This is a genomic window from Entomomonas sp. E2T0 (genome assembly GCF_025985425.1).
Taxonomy (GTDB): Bacteria; Pseudomonadota; Gammaproteobacteria; order Pseudomonadales; family Pseudomonadaceae; genus Entomomonas.
The window spans coordinates 1,962,734-1,981,575 of the sequence record NZ_CP094972.1; the positions used below are offsets into that span (position 1 = coordinate 1,962,734).

18 protein-coding genes are annotated in these 18,842 nt (G+C 32.7%); 14 read left to right on the forward strand and 4 right to left on the reverse strand.

All coding sequences use genetic code 11. The features are described from left to right. The first annotated feature begins 11 nt into the window (after positions 1–11). The 3 genes from MTZ49_RS09425 to MTZ49_RS09435 all read left to right on the forward strand — a co-directional run bounded on the left by MTZ49_RS09425 (position 12) and on the right by MTZ49_RS09435 (position 2,537). A complete protein-coding gene (locus MTZ49_RS09425) occupies positions 12–1,616 on the forward strand; it encodes a hypothetical protein (protein ID WP_264745300.1) in 1,605 nt (534 codons plus the stop codon). Positions 1,617–1,686: 70 nt separating this feature from the next. Further along, positions 1,687–2,085 carry a sugar 3,4-ketoisomerase gene (locus tag MTZ49_RS09430; protein ID WP_264745301.1) on the forward strand — a complete coding sequence of 133 codons (399 nt, stop codon included), beginning with the start codon at positions 1,687–1,689 and terminating at the stop codon, positions 2,083–2,085. Next, positions 2,082–2,537 carry an acyltransferase gene (locus MTZ49_RS09435; protein ID WP_264745302.1) on the forward strand — a complete coding sequence of 152 codons (456 nt, stop codon included), beginning with the start codon at positions 2,082–2,084 and terminating at the stop codon, positions 2,535–2,537. Before MTZ49_RS09430 ends, MTZ49_RS09435 begins: the two co-directional genes overlap by 4 nt. Positions 2,538–2,816: 279 nt before the next feature. Here the strand turns inward: MTZ49_RS09435 and MTZ49_RS09440 are convergent, their stop codons facing one another. The 4 genes from MTZ49_RS09440 to MTZ49_RS09455 form a co-directional block, all read right to left on the reverse strand. Beyond that, the gene (locus MTZ49_RS09440) at positions 2,817–4,700 is read right to left on the reverse strand and encodes an acyltransferase family protein (RefSeq protein ID WP_264745303.1); all 1,884 of its coding nucleotides are present in this window, start codon (positions 4,698–4,700) and stop codon (positions 2,817–2,819) included. Positions 4,701–4,921: 221 nt separating this feature from the next. Beyond that, positions 4,922–5,884, reverse strand: coding sequence for a glycosyltransferase family 2 protein (locus MTZ49_RS09445; RefSeq protein ID WP_264745304.1), 963 nt, complete (start codon positions 5,882–5,884; stop codon positions 4,922–4,924). A 263-nt stretch (positions 5,885–6,147) separates the two neighbouring features. After that, positions 6,148–7,212: a glycosyltransferase family 2 protein gene (locus MTZ49_RS09450; protein WP_264745305.1), complete on the reverse strand. Its 1,065-nt coding sequence runs from the start codon at positions 7,210–7,212 to the stop codon at positions 6,148–6,150. Next, positions 7,196–8,299: a DegT/DnrJ/EryC1/StrS family aminotransferase gene (locus MTZ49_RS09455; protein ID WP_264745306.1), complete on the reverse strand. Its 1,104-nt coding sequence runs from the start codon at positions 8,297–8,299 to the stop codon at positions 7,196–7,198. The genes MTZ49_RS09450 and MTZ49_RS09455 overlap by 17 nt, the downstream gene beginning before the upstream one ends. A 421-nt stretch (positions 8,300–8,720) precedes the next feature. On the opposite strand from MTZ49_RS09455, the gene MTZ49_RS09460 reads away from it, so the two are divergent. From MTZ49_RS09460 to MTZ49_RS09510, 11 genes are all read left to right on the forward strand, one after another. Then, positions 8,721–10,031 carry a hypothetical protein gene (locus MTZ49_RS09460; RefSeq protein ID WP_264745307.1) on the forward strand — a complete coding sequence of 437 codons (1,311 nt, stop codon included), beginning with the start codon at positions 8,721–8,723 and terminating at the stop codon, positions 10,029–10,031. A 12-nt stretch (positions 10,032–10,043) separates the two neighbouring features. After that, the gene (asnB, locus tag MTZ49_RS09465) at positions 10,044–11,582 is read left to right on the forward strand and encodes an asparagine synthase (glutamine-hydrolyzing) (protein ID WP_264745308.1); all 1,539 of its coding nucleotides are present in this window, start codon (positions 10,044–10,046) and stop codon (positions 11,580–11,582) included. A gap of 1 nt (position 11,583) precedes the next feature. Then, positions 11,584–12,003: an adenylyltransferase/cytidyltransferase family protein gene (locus tag MTZ49_RS09470; protein WP_264745309.1), complete on the forward strand. Its 420-nt coding sequence runs from the start codon at positions 11,584–11,586 to the stop codon at positions 12,001–12,003. Positions 12,004–12,236: 233 nt separating this feature from the next. After that, on the forward strand, positions 12,237–13,121 hold the full coding sequence (locus tag MTZ49_RS09475; protein ID WP_264745310.1) for a glycosyltransferase family 2 protein: 885 nt from the start codon (positions 12,237–12,239) through the stop codon (positions 13,119–13,121). 19 nt (positions 13,122–13,140) lie between these two features. Further along, positions 13,141–13,773, forward strand: a complete 633-nt coding sequence (locus MTZ49_RS15765) for a CatB-related O-acetyltransferase (protein WP_319804730.1) — start codon at positions 13,141–13,143, stop codon at positions 13,771–13,773. Positions 13,774–13,909: 136 nt separating this feature from the next. After that, on the forward strand, positions 13,910–14,689 hold the full coding sequence (gene yaaA / locus MTZ49_RS09485) for a peroxide stress protein YaaA (RefSeq protein ID WP_264745311.1): 780 nt from the start codon (positions 13,910–13,912) through the stop codon (positions 14,687–14,689). 9 nt (positions 14,690–14,698) lie between these two features. Next, positions 14,699–15,502, forward strand: a complete 804-nt coding sequence (locus MTZ49_RS09490) for a helix-turn-helix domain-containing protein (RefSeq protein WP_264745312.1) — start codon at positions 14,699–14,701, stop codon at positions 15,500–15,502. Between the two features lie 46 nt (positions 15,503–15,548). Beyond that, the gene (locus tag MTZ49_RS09495; protein ID WP_264745313.1) at positions 15,549–15,854 is read left to right on the forward strand and encodes a DUF6506 family protein; all 306 of its coding nucleotides are present in this window, start codon (positions 15,549–15,551) and stop codon (positions 15,852–15,854) included. 178 nt (positions 15,855–16,032) lie between these two features. After that, complete coding sequence (locus tag MTZ49_RS09500) at positions 16,033–16,572, forward strand: DUF2058 domain-containing protein (RefSeq protein WP_264745314.1); 540 nt, start codon at positions 16,033–16,035, stop codon at positions 16,570–16,572. Positions 16,573–16,602: 30 nt separating this feature from the next. Beyond that, entirely contained in the window at positions 16,603–17,220 is a 618-nt protein-coding gene (gene thrH, locus MTZ49_RS09505; protein WP_264745315.1) for a bifunctional phosphoserine phosphatase/homoserine phosphotransferase ThrH, read from the forward strand. Between the two features lie 147 nt (positions 17,221–17,367). Further along, complete coding sequence (locus tag MTZ49_RS09510) at positions 17,368–18,819, forward strand: coniferyl aldehyde dehydrogenase (RefSeq protein ID WP_264745316.1); 1,452 nt, start codon at positions 17,368–17,370, stop codon at positions 18,817–18,819. Positions 18,820–18,842 lie beyond the last annotated feature (23 nt).

Genomic DNA, 18,842 nt, shown 5'->3' on the forward strand with positions numbered 1-18,842 from the left:
GAGATAAAATTATGACAGTTACAACATCCCTTAACTACAAAGAATATCAAGCAGATGGAGTGGTTACTAAGTTTGCTATTCCCTTTTTATTATTAGCTCGAAGTGATCTCTATGTTTTTATTAATAATCAGCTTATCAGTTCTGGCTATACAGTGACAGGGCTAGGTAATCCGATCAGTGAAATTATTTTTGAAGAGGCTCCAGAAGGCATTTTATTATTACAACGCTCAATTACTTTAATAAGAGAAACAGATTATCAAGAAAATGGTGATTTACTAGCTAAAACCGTTAATCAAGATTTTGATCGTATTTATCTAGCTATGCAAGGCTTTGCCCAAGATACTACCAAAGCCCTAAGGGTTGCAGATGCCGAAGGCGTACGAGAATTACCCTTAGCTGATGAGCGTGCTAATAAAACCCTTTCTTTTGACTCAGAGGGACAACCTATTTTAACCACAACAGCAACAGGTTCCGCAGCAGAACTAGCACAAAAATTAGTTGACGCTAGCAGTGAGAACAACGGTAGTGGTTTAGTTGGTTATAATAAAGCATTAAATTATCCAACTAGAACCATTGGTAATGCAGTTAATACCTTAACTAATCGTTTTGATAACTTTGAGGGTAACGGTGTCCCCCTATTTGCAGTATTTTGGTGGCCATCCAGAAACAATATTCCAGCTGGTTATATAGCGGCTGATGGACAAGAACTATCTCAAGCTGTCTTTCCAGATGCTGCTGCAGCAGTACAGCAAGGCAAAGTTCCTACAGTTCAGGAGTTAGAGTGGCAGATGGACCCACTAAAAAGAGGCAGTTATGTAGCCACTTCAAGCCAAGGAAAGTTTAGAGTACCAGATTATAATGGTAAATATGCTGATAGTTTAGGGGCTTTGTTTCTGAGAGGGGATAATGGTCAAATTGCTAATGGTTTTATACAAAAAGATGCTTTTCAGGGACATAAGCATGCAATGACAACAGGTGGTACAGCAGCAACTGCTACATCTACTAGTGTTAATGGCGGTGGACCAGTAACAGCTGGAATTGCTCCTGGTGGAACTAATTATAAGGGGCCGTTAAATTTAACAACAGACCATTATACATATAATGAATATGGTGAGCTTAAAATAGCAAATGAAACGCGGCCTATAAATGTGTCAGGTTGTTGGGTTATAAAACTTTTTGGGTATGTTATTAACACTTCAGAAGCAGATATACAGCAGTTAATAACAGAAAATGCTAACTTAGCTGCGCGTTTAAGTGTATTAGAAAGTTATCAACAAGCTAAAAAGTTTACTATTATTTATCCTAATGGAGGTACAGAGGAAAGCCCAGCTAATGTGGCAGTAAATAATCGTTATATAATAGATAATCCATTTGGGGATTTTCCAGTAATTTGTAAGGCTGAAATTTTATATAATGATAATTGGGGAGCTACAGGATATATCTATTCAAATGGTGGTCTGGGTGTTAATGCAGACCAACTTAATAATAATCAAATTGTTGTTCAAACAGGAAACTATATGATGAGCGCCAATGTAAATATAGGAGGATCATTGCCAAATATGGTTCTACATAGTAATCCTTTGCCTTGTCGTGTAAAAGTCTGGAGAGTTATTTAAAAATATCATATACCTTCAAGATATTATATAATTCGTCTAGGATAGTAATAAAATTTATTGAGGGTTGTTTGTGGATTATAAGATTATTGATTTTAAAATTAGAGGGGATGAAAGAGGCTCTTTAGTTGCTATAGATGGTAATCAAGATATTCCTTTTGATATTAAACGTGTTTATTATGTTTTTGGAACAAATAAGGATGTTGTGAGAGGTAAACATGCCCATAAAAATCTTGAGCAGATTATTATTTGTACTTCAGGCGCTTGTGATTTTATATTAGATGATGGAAAAAAACGGGAAACGATACATTTAGATAAACCTAACAAAGGTTTATATATTGCTAATAGTATATGGCGTGAATTTACTAATTTTAGTTCTGATTGTGTGGTAATGGTGTTAGCTAGTCAGAAATATGATGAGGCTGATTATATTAAAGATTATCAGCAGTTTTTAAGTGAAGTTAATAAATGACAGTTTTTATCCATCCCTTATCTGATGTTCAAAGCCATAATATTGGGGAAAATACCAAGATTTGGCAGTTCTGTGTTGTTTTAGCAAATGCTATTATTGGAAAGAATTGCAATATTTGCTCTCATGTTTTTATCGAAAATAAAACAAAAATAGGCAGTAATGTTACAGTTAAATGTGGGGTACAAATTTGGGACGGTATAGTCATTGAGGATGATGTATTTATTGGTCCTAATGTTACGTTTTGTAATGATAAATACCCAAAGTCAAGAAATACTGACTGGCAATTAGCAGGTATATTGATTAAGAAAGGAGCATCTATAGGGGCTAATGCGACTCTTTTGCCAGGTATAACTATTGGTGAAAATGCAATAGTTGGAGCAGGCAGTGTTGTCACTAAAAATGTTGCTGCAAATACAACGGTTATAGGTAACCCTGCGAAACCAATAAAATAAATAACTAGTCTGAATTACTTTAGTTGTGCATGATGGTAAACAAATACGTTTAAATTATTTTTTGTGATTCCATATAATAGCCATCTCTTTGCATTGGTATACATGAGTTATTAGCTGTTGAGAATAGTGCTTTTGAGTGTGCTGATATTGATGGGGCACGGAATTATAATCACATACTATTTATGGAGTTTTTTAAACCTATAGAATGTGCTAAATGGTAAGTCTAATATATTTCCTTAATAAAAAAGTAAGTTAAGAAAAATTTCTATTAAGGATTATTTAGTTAAGTATTTTCTGAAACAGAGGGGCAAGTTCCATAGCACCTTGATCACTTAAATGGTTATCATCTACGTAAAGAGGTGTATTCCCTTTTTGGGCATGGCAGATACCGTTTTCACATAAGTAATCTGTAGGATCTAATAAATGAATTCCACATTTTTTTGAGGTTTCTTCCATAATATCTAAAATAATCTTGTTATCGGCATAGTATTCTGGCATAGAAATTGTCATGGGTGTTTTATTAAAGTGAAACAGACGGTCTGTTACCATCTTTTTGGGAATATCGTAAGGATAGGCAGGTATAGGTTTTAGTGCGTAAACAGGATGATTGGTTGCTATTTGGCACATGGTATTAATATAGGCATTACGAAAATCATTATGAAAATCGTTTGAGTTATCAGTAAAGTAAATATTTTTATCTTTATTATAAAAATAGTATGTTAGTCGGTTAGAAATTAAAATAGGTATGCCTGAGTAGGATGATTTAAGCAGCTCTAATCGTGTTGAAACAAACTCAGTGCAGCCAACCTGAGTTTTTTGTTTAACGCCCTCTATTGATGGGCAGCTACTCAAAGTCCAAAATAGAGATGCTTTATCTGTATTTAGTTTTGTAATTGCAGGGAATAATGTGGCTGCGTGGCTATCACCTAAAACGATTATATTAATATTACCCTCTCCAATAATGCAATTGGGGTCGGAGGAGTTATCAAACTTAGAAAGAAGGCATCTTTTTGAAAGTGTTTTAAATTTATTTTCAACAATATTATTTAAATCTTGTAGAGATTGATTACGTAGCTGAGGGTAATGTTTAGCTAGAGAGCCCAAGGATGCAGCTATGACTATAGTTATTAAAATGATGCCGATGTATTTAATTATTTCTATTATTTGGCTATGCACTAATTTAAATCGTTTCTCAATAAAAAAGTAGGAAAGATATCCTGCGATTAAAGAGACTACGATACCTGCTATTTTGTAGAAAGGATTAGTTAGTAAACCACTAATTAGTAACAATACAGCAATAGGCCAGTGCCATAAATAAATAGAGTATGAGATTTTACCAAGCCACTGAAAAAGTAAATTAGAGGTAATAGCGCTGTTTTGGTTTGACCATATAATCAGCATTGTTCCAATGACAGGAATAAGTGCTAAATAGCTAGGCCATAAAAGACTATCATTTAGTGTCATTAAGCCCAATAAAATGAGGACTAACCCTATCCATAGTGTTAGTTTCTTTATAATGGTAGGGAATGATAGAGGAAATAAGAATACAATACCACCTGCCAACATTTCCCATGATCTTGTAGGTAAAGAATAAAAAGCAAAAGAAGGATTGATTGGTGTATAGATGATAGAGAAAATAAGCGAAGCAACAGCCATTATAATGATTATGAGGCTAGTTTTTTTAGGTGTAAATAACCAAGATAATCCTAGAATAATTAAGGGATAAATCAAATAAAATTGCCACTCTACTGATAATGACCACGTGTGAAGTAGCCAATTTTCTTGTGAGGGCGTATCAAAATATCCAGAGCTTTCATAGAAAGTATAGTTTGATATGAATAAGATTACTTTTCTAATGTGTTGAGTTATCTCACGTAAGTCATTCGTCAGTAAGAAAAAGAATCCAAAAAAGGCTAGGGTAATACACAAAGCAGCTAAAGCAGGAAGAATACGTTTAGCTCGATGTAGGTAAAAATCTATAATTGAAAAGTTATTATTATTTACTCGTGTAAAAATAATTCCTGTCATCAAATATCCAGAGATGACAAAAAATATATCTACACCTGCAAATCCACCATTAAAATAAGGGATTTTAAAATGAAATAAAATGACTGCTAGAACTGCTATAGCACGCAGTCCATTAATATCTTTTCTAAAAGTCATATTTTGTCTTAATAGTTTGGTAGATCGTAGGCATAAGCAGGCATTTTATTACATATTTTGCTGTAAATGGAAGTTATATTTTTTGAAGCATATCTGATAAATCAATGCTACATCGAACATTAGAGAATGCAAGTTTTTACAATGAATAGTTACTGTATTGTCATTGATGATAAAATCCTTTTTAAAAGGGTTGGTGGAGTATCCAACTAGATCTTGAGTTACTAGCTATATAAGACCTTAAACATTCTGCGTAAGAATTTTAGTTTGGTTTTGATATCTAACCTCCAAAAAATCCCCCGTTTAAAAACTTCACTTGAGGCTAATTTTATAGTTTTCTTCCATTCGTCTTTATTATAGATTTCTGTTTTATGTTTTAAATAATACTTAATAATACCAGATAGGTTTTTAAACAATTCTTGATCTATCTTAGAATGGATACTATTGCCCGTTTCTTTAAATAGATCGTGCATAATAATACAGTTATGTAATAGTAAGTGTCTGTTTGGATTAATTCTTTTAGAAGTAGAGTTGTTATTATGTTTGTAGTAGTAAATCCCTTCATTTTGTGTAACAGTTGTTGCATGAAAAAAGTTTAATCTAGTGATGACTTCATCATTATTTAAAAAATTTGAATCTTCTTTGTTGCATTTTTTATAGATTTGATAGCTTTTAATGAAGATTTCTTTTTTACATGCAACTAAGCCATGAACTTTCCACTCCCCTAAGGAGTTAATTAAACATTCATATCCGTTGTACAATATTCTATCTTTATCAAAGAAATTAAATTTATGATAATTTCCTGTGGAATCCTGATTATATAATTGAAACATGGAAATATCAGCATTATATTGATGTATAGAGGCTATAGCCTTATCTAAAGCATCACCAGATAATTCATCATCACAGTCTAATAAACAAATATACTCTCCTTTTGATGCCGAAATTCCTTTTTCCCTAGCCGCAGCTGCACCACTATTCAGCTGTTGCAATATTTTATAAGAAAAACCTGTTTGATTTTCTAGTAGTTTTGTTAATTTTTCTACAGTATTGTCTGTAGACCCATCATCAATAAAAATTACTTCAAAGTTTTTATATGTTTGGTTTTTCAAAGCGTTTAAACAATTTTCTAAATTGTTAGTTTCATTGAACATGGGTACAATAATGCTACAAAAAATATCTTTCATTTTATCTATTGGTCTGCTTACAAATTAATGAACAATTTTAATTAGATTTTCTTTAGTTTACTTTCAAACTTTATATAAGATAAATAGCTTAAACTATAATGTTTATCTATGATTTAATATACCATAGGAATACCCATTTACCTTAATCAATCTGCTAATAGATAAGTAATATTTTAATATTTTTATAGTTCTATTGATAAAAAAATTATTATATTTGCAGCAAATATTAGTATTTCATCTAATTTTGCTACAATGATTTATAATTAATTATATTGAGAATAGTGTATTTTTGTAGTATCTGGTTTTTTATTCTTTTTTCTTGAATATGAAAACTTAATAAAACCAAATAGTGTTATTTGACTTTTTGTAGAGTCTATTTTTTGTTTATTAAAAATAGCTTTTTGAATAAAAGTTTCTCTATTTTTTATAACTGATGATTTAATTTTATCTTGAATTTTTTTATCATTTAATAAAGAAGCAGCCCTTTTATTTAAAGCAAAGACTGGCATATATTCTTCAAACGTACATTTACTAATAGTATAGTTCATCCAGTCAATTAATATTGCTGGGTTGGGTCTGTCTGGCCAATATTTCTCTAAGTATTCAGTAACTATTTTTATTTGCCTAGCAGAATTTTTATGAATATTGTTGCCATGCATTCTATAAAATACGTTGTTTTCTCTAATAATTTTAAATTCTAGACCAGTATTGTTTAGCATAAAGTTAAAAACTTTAGTTCTTAATACTATATCATCACCAGTCATATCCTCATCAAAACCACCAATGGTATCAATAATATCTTTTCTAAAAATAGATCCTTGTATATAAAATGCCCCAAATTTGGAGTATTCAAGTTCTAATAGATCTTTTATTGAGGGACTATTTTCAATATGAAGTGAAAGTTCTAGACGATCATCTTCTATCATCCCTTTGTCATCAATATATACTGCTTTTGATGATGCAATAAAGGCTAGCTTAGGATTAGTATTCATTTCGTTTATTTCTGATGAAACAACTTTTGGGTTAAATACATCATCTAACGCAATAAAAGTAATTAAGTTACCATTTGCAGCTTTTAAAGCATTATTAAAATTTTTTCCTATGTTGCCAGTATTTTGTTGTGCAATAATTTCTATTCTGTATGGAATTTTATTTTTTAGTTGATTCAGTATTTCAACACTATTGTCTTTGGAGCCATCGTCTACAACAATAATCTCAATATTTTCATAACCTATTTTACAAATCGACTCTAAATTCTCTTGTAAAAAACTGGCATGATTATAGCCAAGGCAACAGATAGATAATAAGTTGTTATGCTTTAAATTCATTTACTTTCTCTATAATTCTGTGAACTTCTTGATCTGTTAGTACTGGGCTAATTGGTAAGGATAACACTTCCTGATGGATTTGTTCTGTTATAGGTAGTGATATATTATTCCATTGTTTATAACATATTTGTTTATGGGGTGGAATGGGATAGTGAATTAATGTTTCTATGTTATTTTTATGTAAATAGTCTTTTAGAGTATCTCGCTCTTTGCAACGAATAACAAATAAATGCCAAACATGTGCTGTTAAGTTAGTAACAGTAGGTAATGTTATATGTGGATTTGTTATGCCTTCTATATATTTTTTGGCAATACTTTGTCTATATTGAATTTCTTGATCTAAATACTGTAATTTAACAGCTAATATAGCTGCTTGTATTTCATCTAGTCTGCTGTTAGTTCCTTGATAAATATTTTTATACTTTTCATTAGAACCATAATTTCTTAAAGCTTTTATTGTATTTGCTAACTCATCATCATTTGTAGTTACTGCTCCAGCATCACCTAGTGCGCCTAAGTTTTTACCTGGATAAAAACTAAATGCAGAGGCATCTCCCCAGTTACCAGCTTTATGTCCATTAATATGAGCTCCATGAGCTTGAGCACTATCTTCTAAAACGAGTAAATTATGCTGTTTAGCAATATCACATATCTTTTGCATGGGTGCCAATTGGCCATAAAGATGTACAGCGAGTACTGCTTTTGTTTTATTAGTAATAGCTAGTTTGACGTTTTCTATATCTAAATTATAAGTAGATAAATTTGGTTCAACTAAAATGGGTGTGAGGTTATTTTCTGTAATTGCTAGAATGGATGCAATATAAGTATTAGCAGGAACAATAATTTCATCCCCATCCTTTAGCTTACCTAATTCTTTCCAAGCTCTTAAGGTTAAAATTAATGCATCTAAGCCATTAGCTACACCAATAGCATGCTTTGTTCCACAATATGTTGCAAATGCCTGCTCAAAAGAGGTTAATTCTTTACCTAATAAGTACCAACCAGATTCAATGACACGAGTACAGGCTTCTACTAACTCTTTCTGGTATTGTTGATTTATTTTTTTTAAATCAAGAAAGTTTATCATTTTGGATCACTTTACTAACAGAGTAAATTAAATTTTTTATGAAACTATGTGATGAAAGAAATTCAACATAATAATTATACAGTATTAGTTTGGGGAAGATAGTTGTATTTCTATTTTCATCAATTAAAAAATAATCCTAATGTCTAATACAATCGTTCTTACTATATAAATTAATTTAATAATATCATCAGCAGATCTATATTTTATCTTGAATAGTTTTTGAGTACTTATAAGTATCATTAGTTTTGCTGATATTTTGTCAGATTTTTGAACAACTAATATTGTTACTAAGTAAAAAACAATGATATTTTATCTTAAAAAGTGATGTTTTGATCATAATTGGGCGTGCGGCAAAATATACTATGTTATTAATATTATTTGAATATATGTTTTATTATTTCACTAAGATTGGAGTTATTAGATGTATTCAAAAATAAATCTACCAAAATTATTAACTTTTTATATACCAAATAAATTTTGGAGAAAAAGAGCCAGGGAGACCCTGAAAAAGAAATTAAAATATATTGATTATATTAAGCAAAATAAAAGATATGAAAAAGGGTTAATTAGTCTAAAAGAAGTAGCAAAAAATGAAAAAATAAAAGTCTTATTCTGCATAATATATGATGCAGTTTTTCCAGCAAAACCGCTGTTTGAAAAGATGATTAATGATGATTTATTTACTCCTGTTCTTCTTATTATTCCAGATTTGACACAAGATCAGGAAAATATGTTAAAACATCTAAATAAAGCATACGAAACTTATAAAGCTAAATATGAAGATGTAACAGTACTAAAAGGATATGATGAAGAAAAATATCTTGATGTGGCCAACAATTTCCATTTGGTGTGTACAGCAAATCCTTATGATAATATTACACATGAGTTTTTCACTAGTCGTTATTTTAAAGATAAGCAAGTATTATCTTTTTTTGTGAATTATGCTTATCAGGGAAGAACTAAACATGAGCATGTGCTTTTCAATTTGGAGTCTCTCAATAATTTTTGGATGATATTTGTAGAAAATAATGAAGTCCAAAATATAATGCAGGAAGTAATGCCTAATAAAGCAATTAATTCAATGGTAGTTGGATATTGTAAAATGGACTCTATGTATAAAATAGAAAAGTTTGAGGAGAAAAAGATAAAGATCATTATAGCTCCTCATCATACTGTTGGGTCAGAAAAAGAAGGCTTAAAACTATCTAACTTTTTATTATATGCAGATTTTTTTTTAGAACTACCTAAAAAGTATCCTTTGATTGATTTTATTTTTAGGCCTCATCCTCTTCTCTTTGTAACATTAACTCAAGATAATTTTTGGGGAAAGGAGAAAGTAGATAATTATTTAAGTAAGTTGTTAGCAAATAAAAATATTACTTATAGTACAGAGGCGGATTATTTTGATATCTTTATTAACTCCTCTGCATTAATCCATGATTGTGGTTCTTTTTTAGCAGAATATTTCTATACAGATAATCCACAATGCTATTTATTAAGAAATGAGTCAGCTATAGATGAAGAGTTCTTAACTTTTGGAAAAGAAATGTTAAAACATACTTATCATGCTTATAATGAGACTCAATTAATTGATTTTATTGATAATGTGGTGATTGCTAAGAAAGATGCGATGAAACAACAACGTTTAGATTTTGCAAATACATATATAAAATATAATTATCCTAATGCGACTCAAGCAATAATTGATTTCTTAAGACAAAAACTTATTTGAGATTTTGAATAAATGTGCGGACTTTTATTTACTAATTTAAACAATCTTGATAAGAGTAAATTTATCAAAGCGTTAGAGAAAATGATACATAGGGGGCCTGATGCACCTTGTTGTTATAAAGAAATTGATACTTATAAATTTGGCCATAATCGACTCAGTATCCTTGATCTACAAGAGAGAAGCAATCAGCCCTTTTTTAGTAGAGATAAGAGATATGTAATCATATATAACGGTGAAATCTATAATTATAGAGAACTAGCGGCTAAATATACTATAGCTTTGGAAACACATTGCGATACCGAACTTGTACTTGAGTTAAGTATAAAAATTGGTTTTAAAGAAGCCATTAAAGAGTTTAATGGCATATTTGCCTATATTATCTTTGATACAGTAACAAAAGACTTTTTTGTGGCAAGGGATAGGTTAGGTGTTAAACCTTTATATTTTTGTCAAACAGATAAAGGCTATATTTTTTCTTCAGAAATTAATGCAATTGTTGATTTACTTGATAATCAAGTACAAATTGATGAAATAGGTTTAAGACAATATAAAAAACTACGCACTTTTTTTAATGGTCAAACTATTTATAAAAATATAAAAATGTTCCCTGCAGGATGTTATCAGCAAAATAATCAAATAGCTAAATATTGGGAGTTTCCTAGTGGCTATCAATCACCTCCTACTGATGAGGAATTAAAGTGGTTAATAGAGTCCTCAATACAATACAGAAAAATTGCAGATGTACCGCTAGGTAGTTATCTATCTGGAGGGTTAGATAGTACTATTGTAGCTGCTTTAACCCATGAACTGCATACATGGACAGTTGGCTTTAAAGAATATAATGAGTTTGAATGGGGACGTTTAGCAGCAGAAAAAATAGGTTCTGAACATCATGAGGTTATAGTAACTAAAGAGATGTTTATTGAAGATGCTAAGAAACTTATTAGGGTTAGAAAAGAACCGTTATCAGTACCTAATGAAGTATTACTCTACCAAATGACTAGAGAAGTTAAAAAAGAAAATACAGTAGTACTGTGTGGCGAAGGTGCTGACGAATTATTTTTTGGATATGATAGGATCTTTAGATGGGCCAATTCTATTGATAAGTTTGATTTACAGGCTTTTTCAAAATTATATTCATATGGCTCTGAAGAGGATTTAGAAATTGTTGAAAGTGCTATAGCACCTTTTTATCATTATGGTAAGCCTATTGATATAGTGGCAGCATTCTTTCAAGTAGCACACTTACATGGATTATTACGTAGATTAGATAACTCAACCATGATGTGTTCAGTTGAGGCACGTGAGCCATTTGTTGATTATAGATTGGTTCAGAGAATGGCAGGAGTTCCCTTCGACTATCGAATGCAAGATGGCATAGTTAAAGCTCCCTTAAAAAGAATCTTTAAAGATATTATTCCACACGAAATTATTGATAGAAAGAAAGTTGGTTTTCCGGTTATGCTTGACGATATTTTTGGCGTAAAGAAAGAGCAAGCATTTGATACATGGTTTAATTTCAATATTAAAGAGTTATTAAGTGAGAGCTAACATGCAAGTAGGATATACATCTGGGGTATACGATTTATTTCATATAGGGCATTTAAATTTATTAAAAAATGCAAAAGGGCTATGTGATAAATTAATAGTTGGTATAACTGTGGATGAGTTAGTTTCCTATAAAAATAAAAAGGCAGTCATTCCTTTTGAAGAACGGATAGAAATTGTTAGGAATATCAAGTTCGTTGATGCAGCTATTCCCCAGGAAAACATTGACAAATTTGAAATGTGGAAAAAGATTAAATTTGATATCTTATTTGTGGGCGATGATTGGTTCAACTCTGAAAGTTGGCAAAAGATGGAAGAAAAATTTAAAGAAGTAGGTGTTAGAGTGGTTTACTTCCCTTATACAAAAAGTACGAGTTCAACATTACTGAATGAAACGCTATTAAAAATCAGAAATGAATCGTAGTATTTAATCTATATAAGTTAATTAAATCAAAAGGTTGTTTGGGTTATTAATTCTTATAGTTTGAACAAGAGCGTATTACTGTAATTCATCAACGATATTAAAGTTATGCGCTCTAATGCAATTTGTTTAAAACAGAATTAATGGTTTATATTTCTACTGTAATCAAAAATAATTTTTAAAGCAGTTTTATAGTGTTACACTAATATTTTTATAGGTATCAAAGTCTTTAACACATGCAATTATCTATTTTAGTCATCTTATATAATTCCACCTGCCAACAAAGTGAGACTTTGCAAAGTATTCTAGGGGCAGACTTAACTCAAATAGATCTCAAACTTATCATTTGGAATAATGGCCCTAATTTATTAGATAATATACAACTAACAAATTATCTTACGCAAGCCTCAGAAAAGGGAATTGCAGTAACCACTTACCAAGATATAAGAAATTTATCATTAAGTAAAATATACAACTTTGTACTACAGCAGCAGGATGCAGATTTTTTTATCCCCTTAGACCAAGATACCCAATTAAACAAAGATTTTTTTAATACCATTGTCCAGCATCGAGATTTAGATTTAATTTTGCCTATTGTATATGCTGAAGGGCAAGATAATTTGGTTAAATTTCCATTTAATACAAAGACAAAACAACCTATTTTGGAAGAGCAAGGGGTTGAGGCTACAACGATCACCTCTGTAACTTCGGCTATGGCACTTAGTAAACGACTAGTTGAACAATTTAAACAGTATAATATAACGGTGTTTGATGAAAATTTTGCTTTTTATGGTATAGATACTGCTTTTTTTCATAATGTTCATCAAATAGCTAAACAACATACTCTAACCTGTGGTTGTTTTGGTCGGATAGAGCATTCTTTATCAACTTATGTTCAGGAAAATAAGCAGGCTAGTTATCGTCGAAGTATAGAATTTTTGTATTATGCTATTCTTTATCGATTAAATTATAAAAATAAATCTCGCTTCTCTATGTTCTTTTTCTTATTATCACGTTTACTAAAAGGGCGTATAAAAGATTTTAAAAGCTTAAAGAATGTGCTGTACTGTATTATTTATAAAAAACATCCCCGTGCCAGTATAGATATTCATACTGACTAATAGCTTAGGAATGCTTGTAATGAATATTATCCGCTTATTGCAGAGCAAATATCAACGTATGCAATTTAAGAAGCAACTTAAGCGAGTACATCCCTTAGAGAAAGGCAGGTTAAAGTTTAAAAACCGTTATCCTGAATATGACTATGGTTATGGCAGCTATGGTATACCTCAAGTTGATCATGGTAATAAGGATACCCATTTAAAAATAGGTTCGTTTTGCTCAATTGCTGGCGGTGTAAAGATATTGTTAGGTGGTAATCATAATGTTAAAGCCATGACCACTTTCCCTTTTTACGAGCGATTACCTAATGTGACTAAATATAAAGAAACCAAAGGTGATGTGATTATTGGTAATGATGTATGGTTAGCCACAGATTGTTTAATTTTATCAGGCGTAACCATAGGACATGGCGCTGTTATAGCAGCAAGAGCAGTAGTAACTAAAGATGTACCGCCCTATGCAATTGTGGGAGGGAATCCTGCCAAAGTAATTCGTTACCGTTTTCCTGAAGATATTTGCCAAGCGTTATTAGCACATCCTTGGTGGGAACTACCTCGTGAGGAGATTATACAAATAGCGCCTTTATTATGTTCTGATAGAGTGGATGAGCTACTGGCCTATATGAAAGATAGACCAAATAGAGCAAACTAGTGTAAAACTAACCTTAATAATATTTTATAAATCTATTAACAAGATAAACAAATTTCATTGGGCTTTCTTTTGCTGAATAACCTAGTTTATTGGTAAGATATAACTAATTTATTTAAAGTATTGGAGCTATTTGCTTATGTTAATGGTGATTTCCCCAGCGAAAACCTTAGACTATACCAGTCCAGTAAAGTTAAAAGAACACACAGAGCCAGAGCATATCAAGCAATCAGAACAATTAATTAAACAACTGAAAAAGCTATCTGTGCAAGATGTGGCAAGCTTAATGAGTATTTCCGATAAGCTAGCGGCACTGAATGTAGCAAGGTTTGCAGAGTGGTCAACTAAGTTTACTACAGAAAATGCACGGCAAGCTATTTTGGCTTTTAAAGGTGATGTTTATACAGGGCTTGCGGTAGAGGACTTTTCTGCGAAAGATTATAAATTTGCTCAACAACATCTACGTATTCTATCAGGGCTTTATGGTGTATTACGTCCATTAGATTTAATGCAGCCCTATCGCTTAGAAATGGGTACTAAACTAGCCAATAGTAAAGGCAAAGACTTGTATGAGTTCTGGGGTGAGCAAATCACTGAATGGTTAAATAAAGCGATTACAGAGCAGGGTGATGGTATTTTACTTAATTTAGCATCGAACGAGTACTTTAAATCAGTAAAAACCAAACAACTAGATGCAAAAATCATTGATGTTGATTTTAAAGACCTAAAAAATGGCCAATATAAAATCATTAGCTTCTATGCTAAAAAGGCTAGGGGGATGATGGCACGTTATGTGATAAAAAACCAACTAACAGAAGTTGAACAGCTAAAACAGTTCGATAGCGAAGGTTATTATTTTTCAGAAGAACATTCAACAGCAAATAAGCTTATTTTTTTAAGGGATGAAGTAGCTAACTAGTTATTATTAATGAAGATAGCGAGCTTTAAAGCTTCTGCTCATCTACAGCCCTATATTAATCGTTACTGGGTATGGGAAGGTGAGCAAGAGCTACCTACTATGCTACCAGGGACAGGCGCAGAGCTTATCTTTCAGTATGCTAGCTCAACAATAGAAATTCAGTCTAATCATACGCATACTATGATGCCCCGTGGTGTATTGTTACAACCACGCTTTCATTCGCTAAAATTAGTAACAGAGTCTAGGGCAAGTTTTATGGCTGTGCGTTTTAGGCATGGTGCATTAAGACATTTTTGCAAACATTCATTAGCCGACTTAGTAGATCAACCAATTAGTGTATCAGCTATCTGGGGTGAGGCTGGAAATCAGCTTGTTGCACATATGCAAGAAACTACCACCATAGCCCAACGTATAGCCTTACTAAATGATTTTTTACTAAAACAACTACAAATCCACCATAAACAACAATTATGGTTGGATAAGGCCATCAATCAGCTCTATTATTCTTTAGAACCATTAGCTATTAACTCCATATCTGAGCAGTTAAGCCTAAGTACACGTTATTTTCAAAAGAAATTTAAAGAAAATTATGGAGTTACTGCAAAATACTTTCAGTGTGTCACACGTTTTGAAAAAACATTGCGGCAGCTACTTTTAACCAAAGAAAGTTATTATTTAGATACAGCTCTAGCCCATGGTTACTATGATCAAGCACATTTTATAAAACAATTTAAACAGTTCACCCAAACAACACCTTTAAACTATCTACAAGAAAAAAATTTTAGGACGCATTTTTACAATAAATCCCTCTAATTATTTTTTAGACTAACCACGCTATTTAATGAATTGGAGTGAAAAAATGACTTTAAATGCAGCGTTTATCTTTATTTCTCCTGAAGGAGAACCGACAGCTCATCAAGCAAAAGTGGCTACAGGTAGCGTGAATGTAACTACTTTTGCAGTAAAAAGCTATGCCGCAGCCTGTCAATTAGCAAAAGCATTGGTAGCTGATGGTTTTAATGCTATTGAACTGTGTGGTGGTTTTGGTATTGAAGGGGTAGCAGCAGTAAAACGAGCAGTCAATAATGCTATACCCGTAGGTGTGGTGCGTTTTGATAATCATCCGGGGTTGAATTTTAAATCAGGTGATGATCTTTTTGAATAATCTATTAGTAAAGTAACTATATTGAAGTTTGTTAACTAAAACGTAACAAACTTCAATTATTAAAAATATAAATAAAACAAATTGTTATAAGCAATTTAAGTAAATGCTTTGTTAAATAAAATGAATACAGTAAAATAAGCTTTTATTTAATATTAACCCCTTTCTAAGTGCTAGAATTATGAGTATGTCACTACGTGACCAGTTGTTAAAAGCTGGCTTAGTAAACGAAAAACAAGTTAAACAGGCATCTAAGCAAAAGCAAAAAGAAACTAGACTGCAACAAAAAGGGCAGCTAGCTAAAGATACGTCGCAAGAAGAAGCGCTTAAACAAGTGCAGGCTGAAAAGCAAGCTAAAGACCAAGAGCTAAACCAACAGCAAGAAGAGAAAAAGCGCCGTAAAGCCATTGCTGCTGAAATTAAACAACTGATTATTAACGATCGTCTACCTCGTTTGGATACCGAAGATTACTACAACTTTGTGGATCATAAAAAGGTAAAACGGATAGCGGTTAACGATTTAATTCGTGACAAATTAGTAAAGGGTAGCCTAGCTATTGTTAGTCATGAAGGCTATTATGAAATTATTCCCCGTGAAACAGCGCTTAAAATCCAACAGCGCAACGCTCAACGCATTATCGTGCTAAATGAGTCAACCGAACAAGGAAATGATGATGATCCTTACAAGGACTTCGCTGTTCCTGATGATTTAATGTGGTAACTATTATTAATTTTTATTGAGGAAATAACTGTGGAAATCGCTTGCTTAGACCTTGAAGGCGTATTGATTCCTGAAATTTGGGTTGCATTTGCTGAAAAAACTGGAATCGACGAGTTAAAGGCAACCACCCGTGATGTCCCTGACTATGATGTACTAATGAAGCAGCGGTTACGCATCTTAGATGAAAATGGTTTAAAACTAAAAGATATTCAAGAAGTGATTGCTACCTTAAAACCATTAGAAGGTGCAATTGAATTTGTTGATTGGTTACGTGAGCGCTTTCAAGTAGTGATCTTATCAGATACCTTCTACCAATTTGCCCGTCCATTGGTTCGTCAACTAGGCTCACCCACCTTGTTATGTCATAACCTAGTGATTGATGATCAAGACCGAGTAGTGGACTATCAAATTCGCCAAAGAGACCCTAAACGTCAATCAGTCATTGCTTTTAAGAGCCTTTACTACCGTTGTATTGCAACAGGTGACTCCTACAATGACACGGCGATGCTAGAAGAAGCCCATGCAGGTATTCTCTTCCATGCACCAGATAACGTAATTAGAGAGTTTCCACAATACCCAGCAGTACACACTTACGAAGACCTAAAGAAAGAATTTATTAAAGCCTCTAATCGTAAGTTAACCCTGTAATTATATCTGCTGGCTAGGCTAAACTAGCCAGCACTGATCCTACCTGTATTATATCTTTGTTGTATAACTAACCCTGTTAATTCGCTATATAATAAACGGATATTATTAACTATATTAATGACTCAGTGACGAGTGGAGTCATCATTTATGCCTAATACGCTAGTAGTAGACCATATCCAAAAAGACCTATCCGAAACCCTGCTAGAACTACAACGGCAAGCTTTTATGGCAAACTCTATGCCATCCCTTGAACAACGGCGAGATAGACTAACCGCTTTACGCGAACAACTAATAGCCTACCAAGAAAAACTAGCGCAAGCTATTACAGAAGATTTTGGTAATCGTTCACAAGATGAAACCTTACTTGCTGAAATTCTACCAAGCCTACAATGCATTAAATTTGCTCAAAAATCACTTAAAAGCTGGTTAATACCTCGTCATGAACCCGTCAGTATTGCTTACCAACCTGCCACCGCCAAAGTGTACTATCAACCGCTAGGTGTTATAGGTATTGTAGTACCTTGGAACTACCCCCTATACCTAACCATAGGGCCATTAGTGGGTGCATTGGCGGCAGGTAATCGGGTAATGATAAAACTAAGTGAATATGCCCCCATAACATCAGCCATTATTAAACAAATGCTGGCGGAAATTTTTACAGAAGACCTTGTGGCAGTAGTGGAGGGTGGTGAAGAAGTTTCCCAAAAATTCTGTCAACTTCCCTTTAATCATTTATTATTTACAGGCTCTAGCAAAACAGCGGTATCAGTAATGAAAGCTGCTGCTGAAAACCTAACCCCTGTTACCTTAGAGCTAGGTGGTAAATCGCCTGTTATTATTGCTGATGATGTTCCCATGCAACTGGCAGCAGAACGCATTGCTTTTGGTAAAGTACTGAATGCAGGGCAAACCTGCGTAGCACCAGACTATATACTGATTTCACCCCATCGTGTTGATGAATTTGTAAACACCTATCAGCAAGTGATAAAGCGTTTTTATCCAAGCTTAGTGAATAATCCAGATGCAACCACCATTATCAACCATAAACAGTACAATCGTTTACAAGCAATGTTAGCTGATGCTGAAATAAAAGGGGCAGAGCTAATAAAATTATTACCCGAAAAAGACCAAGATAAAACACTAGCTAGCCGCTTACTACCCCATTACTTACTACTAAACGTTAATAGCAGTATGCAAGTCATGCAAGAAGAGATTTTTGGGCCTTTACTACCCATCATGACCTATAACGACATAACAGATGCAGTACAATTTATTAACAACCAACCAAAACCTTTAGCACTGTATTATTTCGGCTTTAATAAAGAAGAACAAGAGTATGTATTACAACATACCCAATCGGGTGGAGTAGCTATTAACGACACCTTACTACAAGTCGCCCAGCCCAATCTACCTTTTGGCGGAGTGGGTCAGTCAGGCATGGGGCAATATCATGGTTACGAAGGCTTTTTAACCTTTAGCAAAGCCAGAAGTGTATTTAGCAAGGGAAAACTTAATACCACAAAACTTATCTATCCACCTTATCGTTTTAAAAAACTAAATAAATGGCTACAACTGGTTTATAAACTATTTGTTCGCTAATATACCTTTACCAATAAATACGA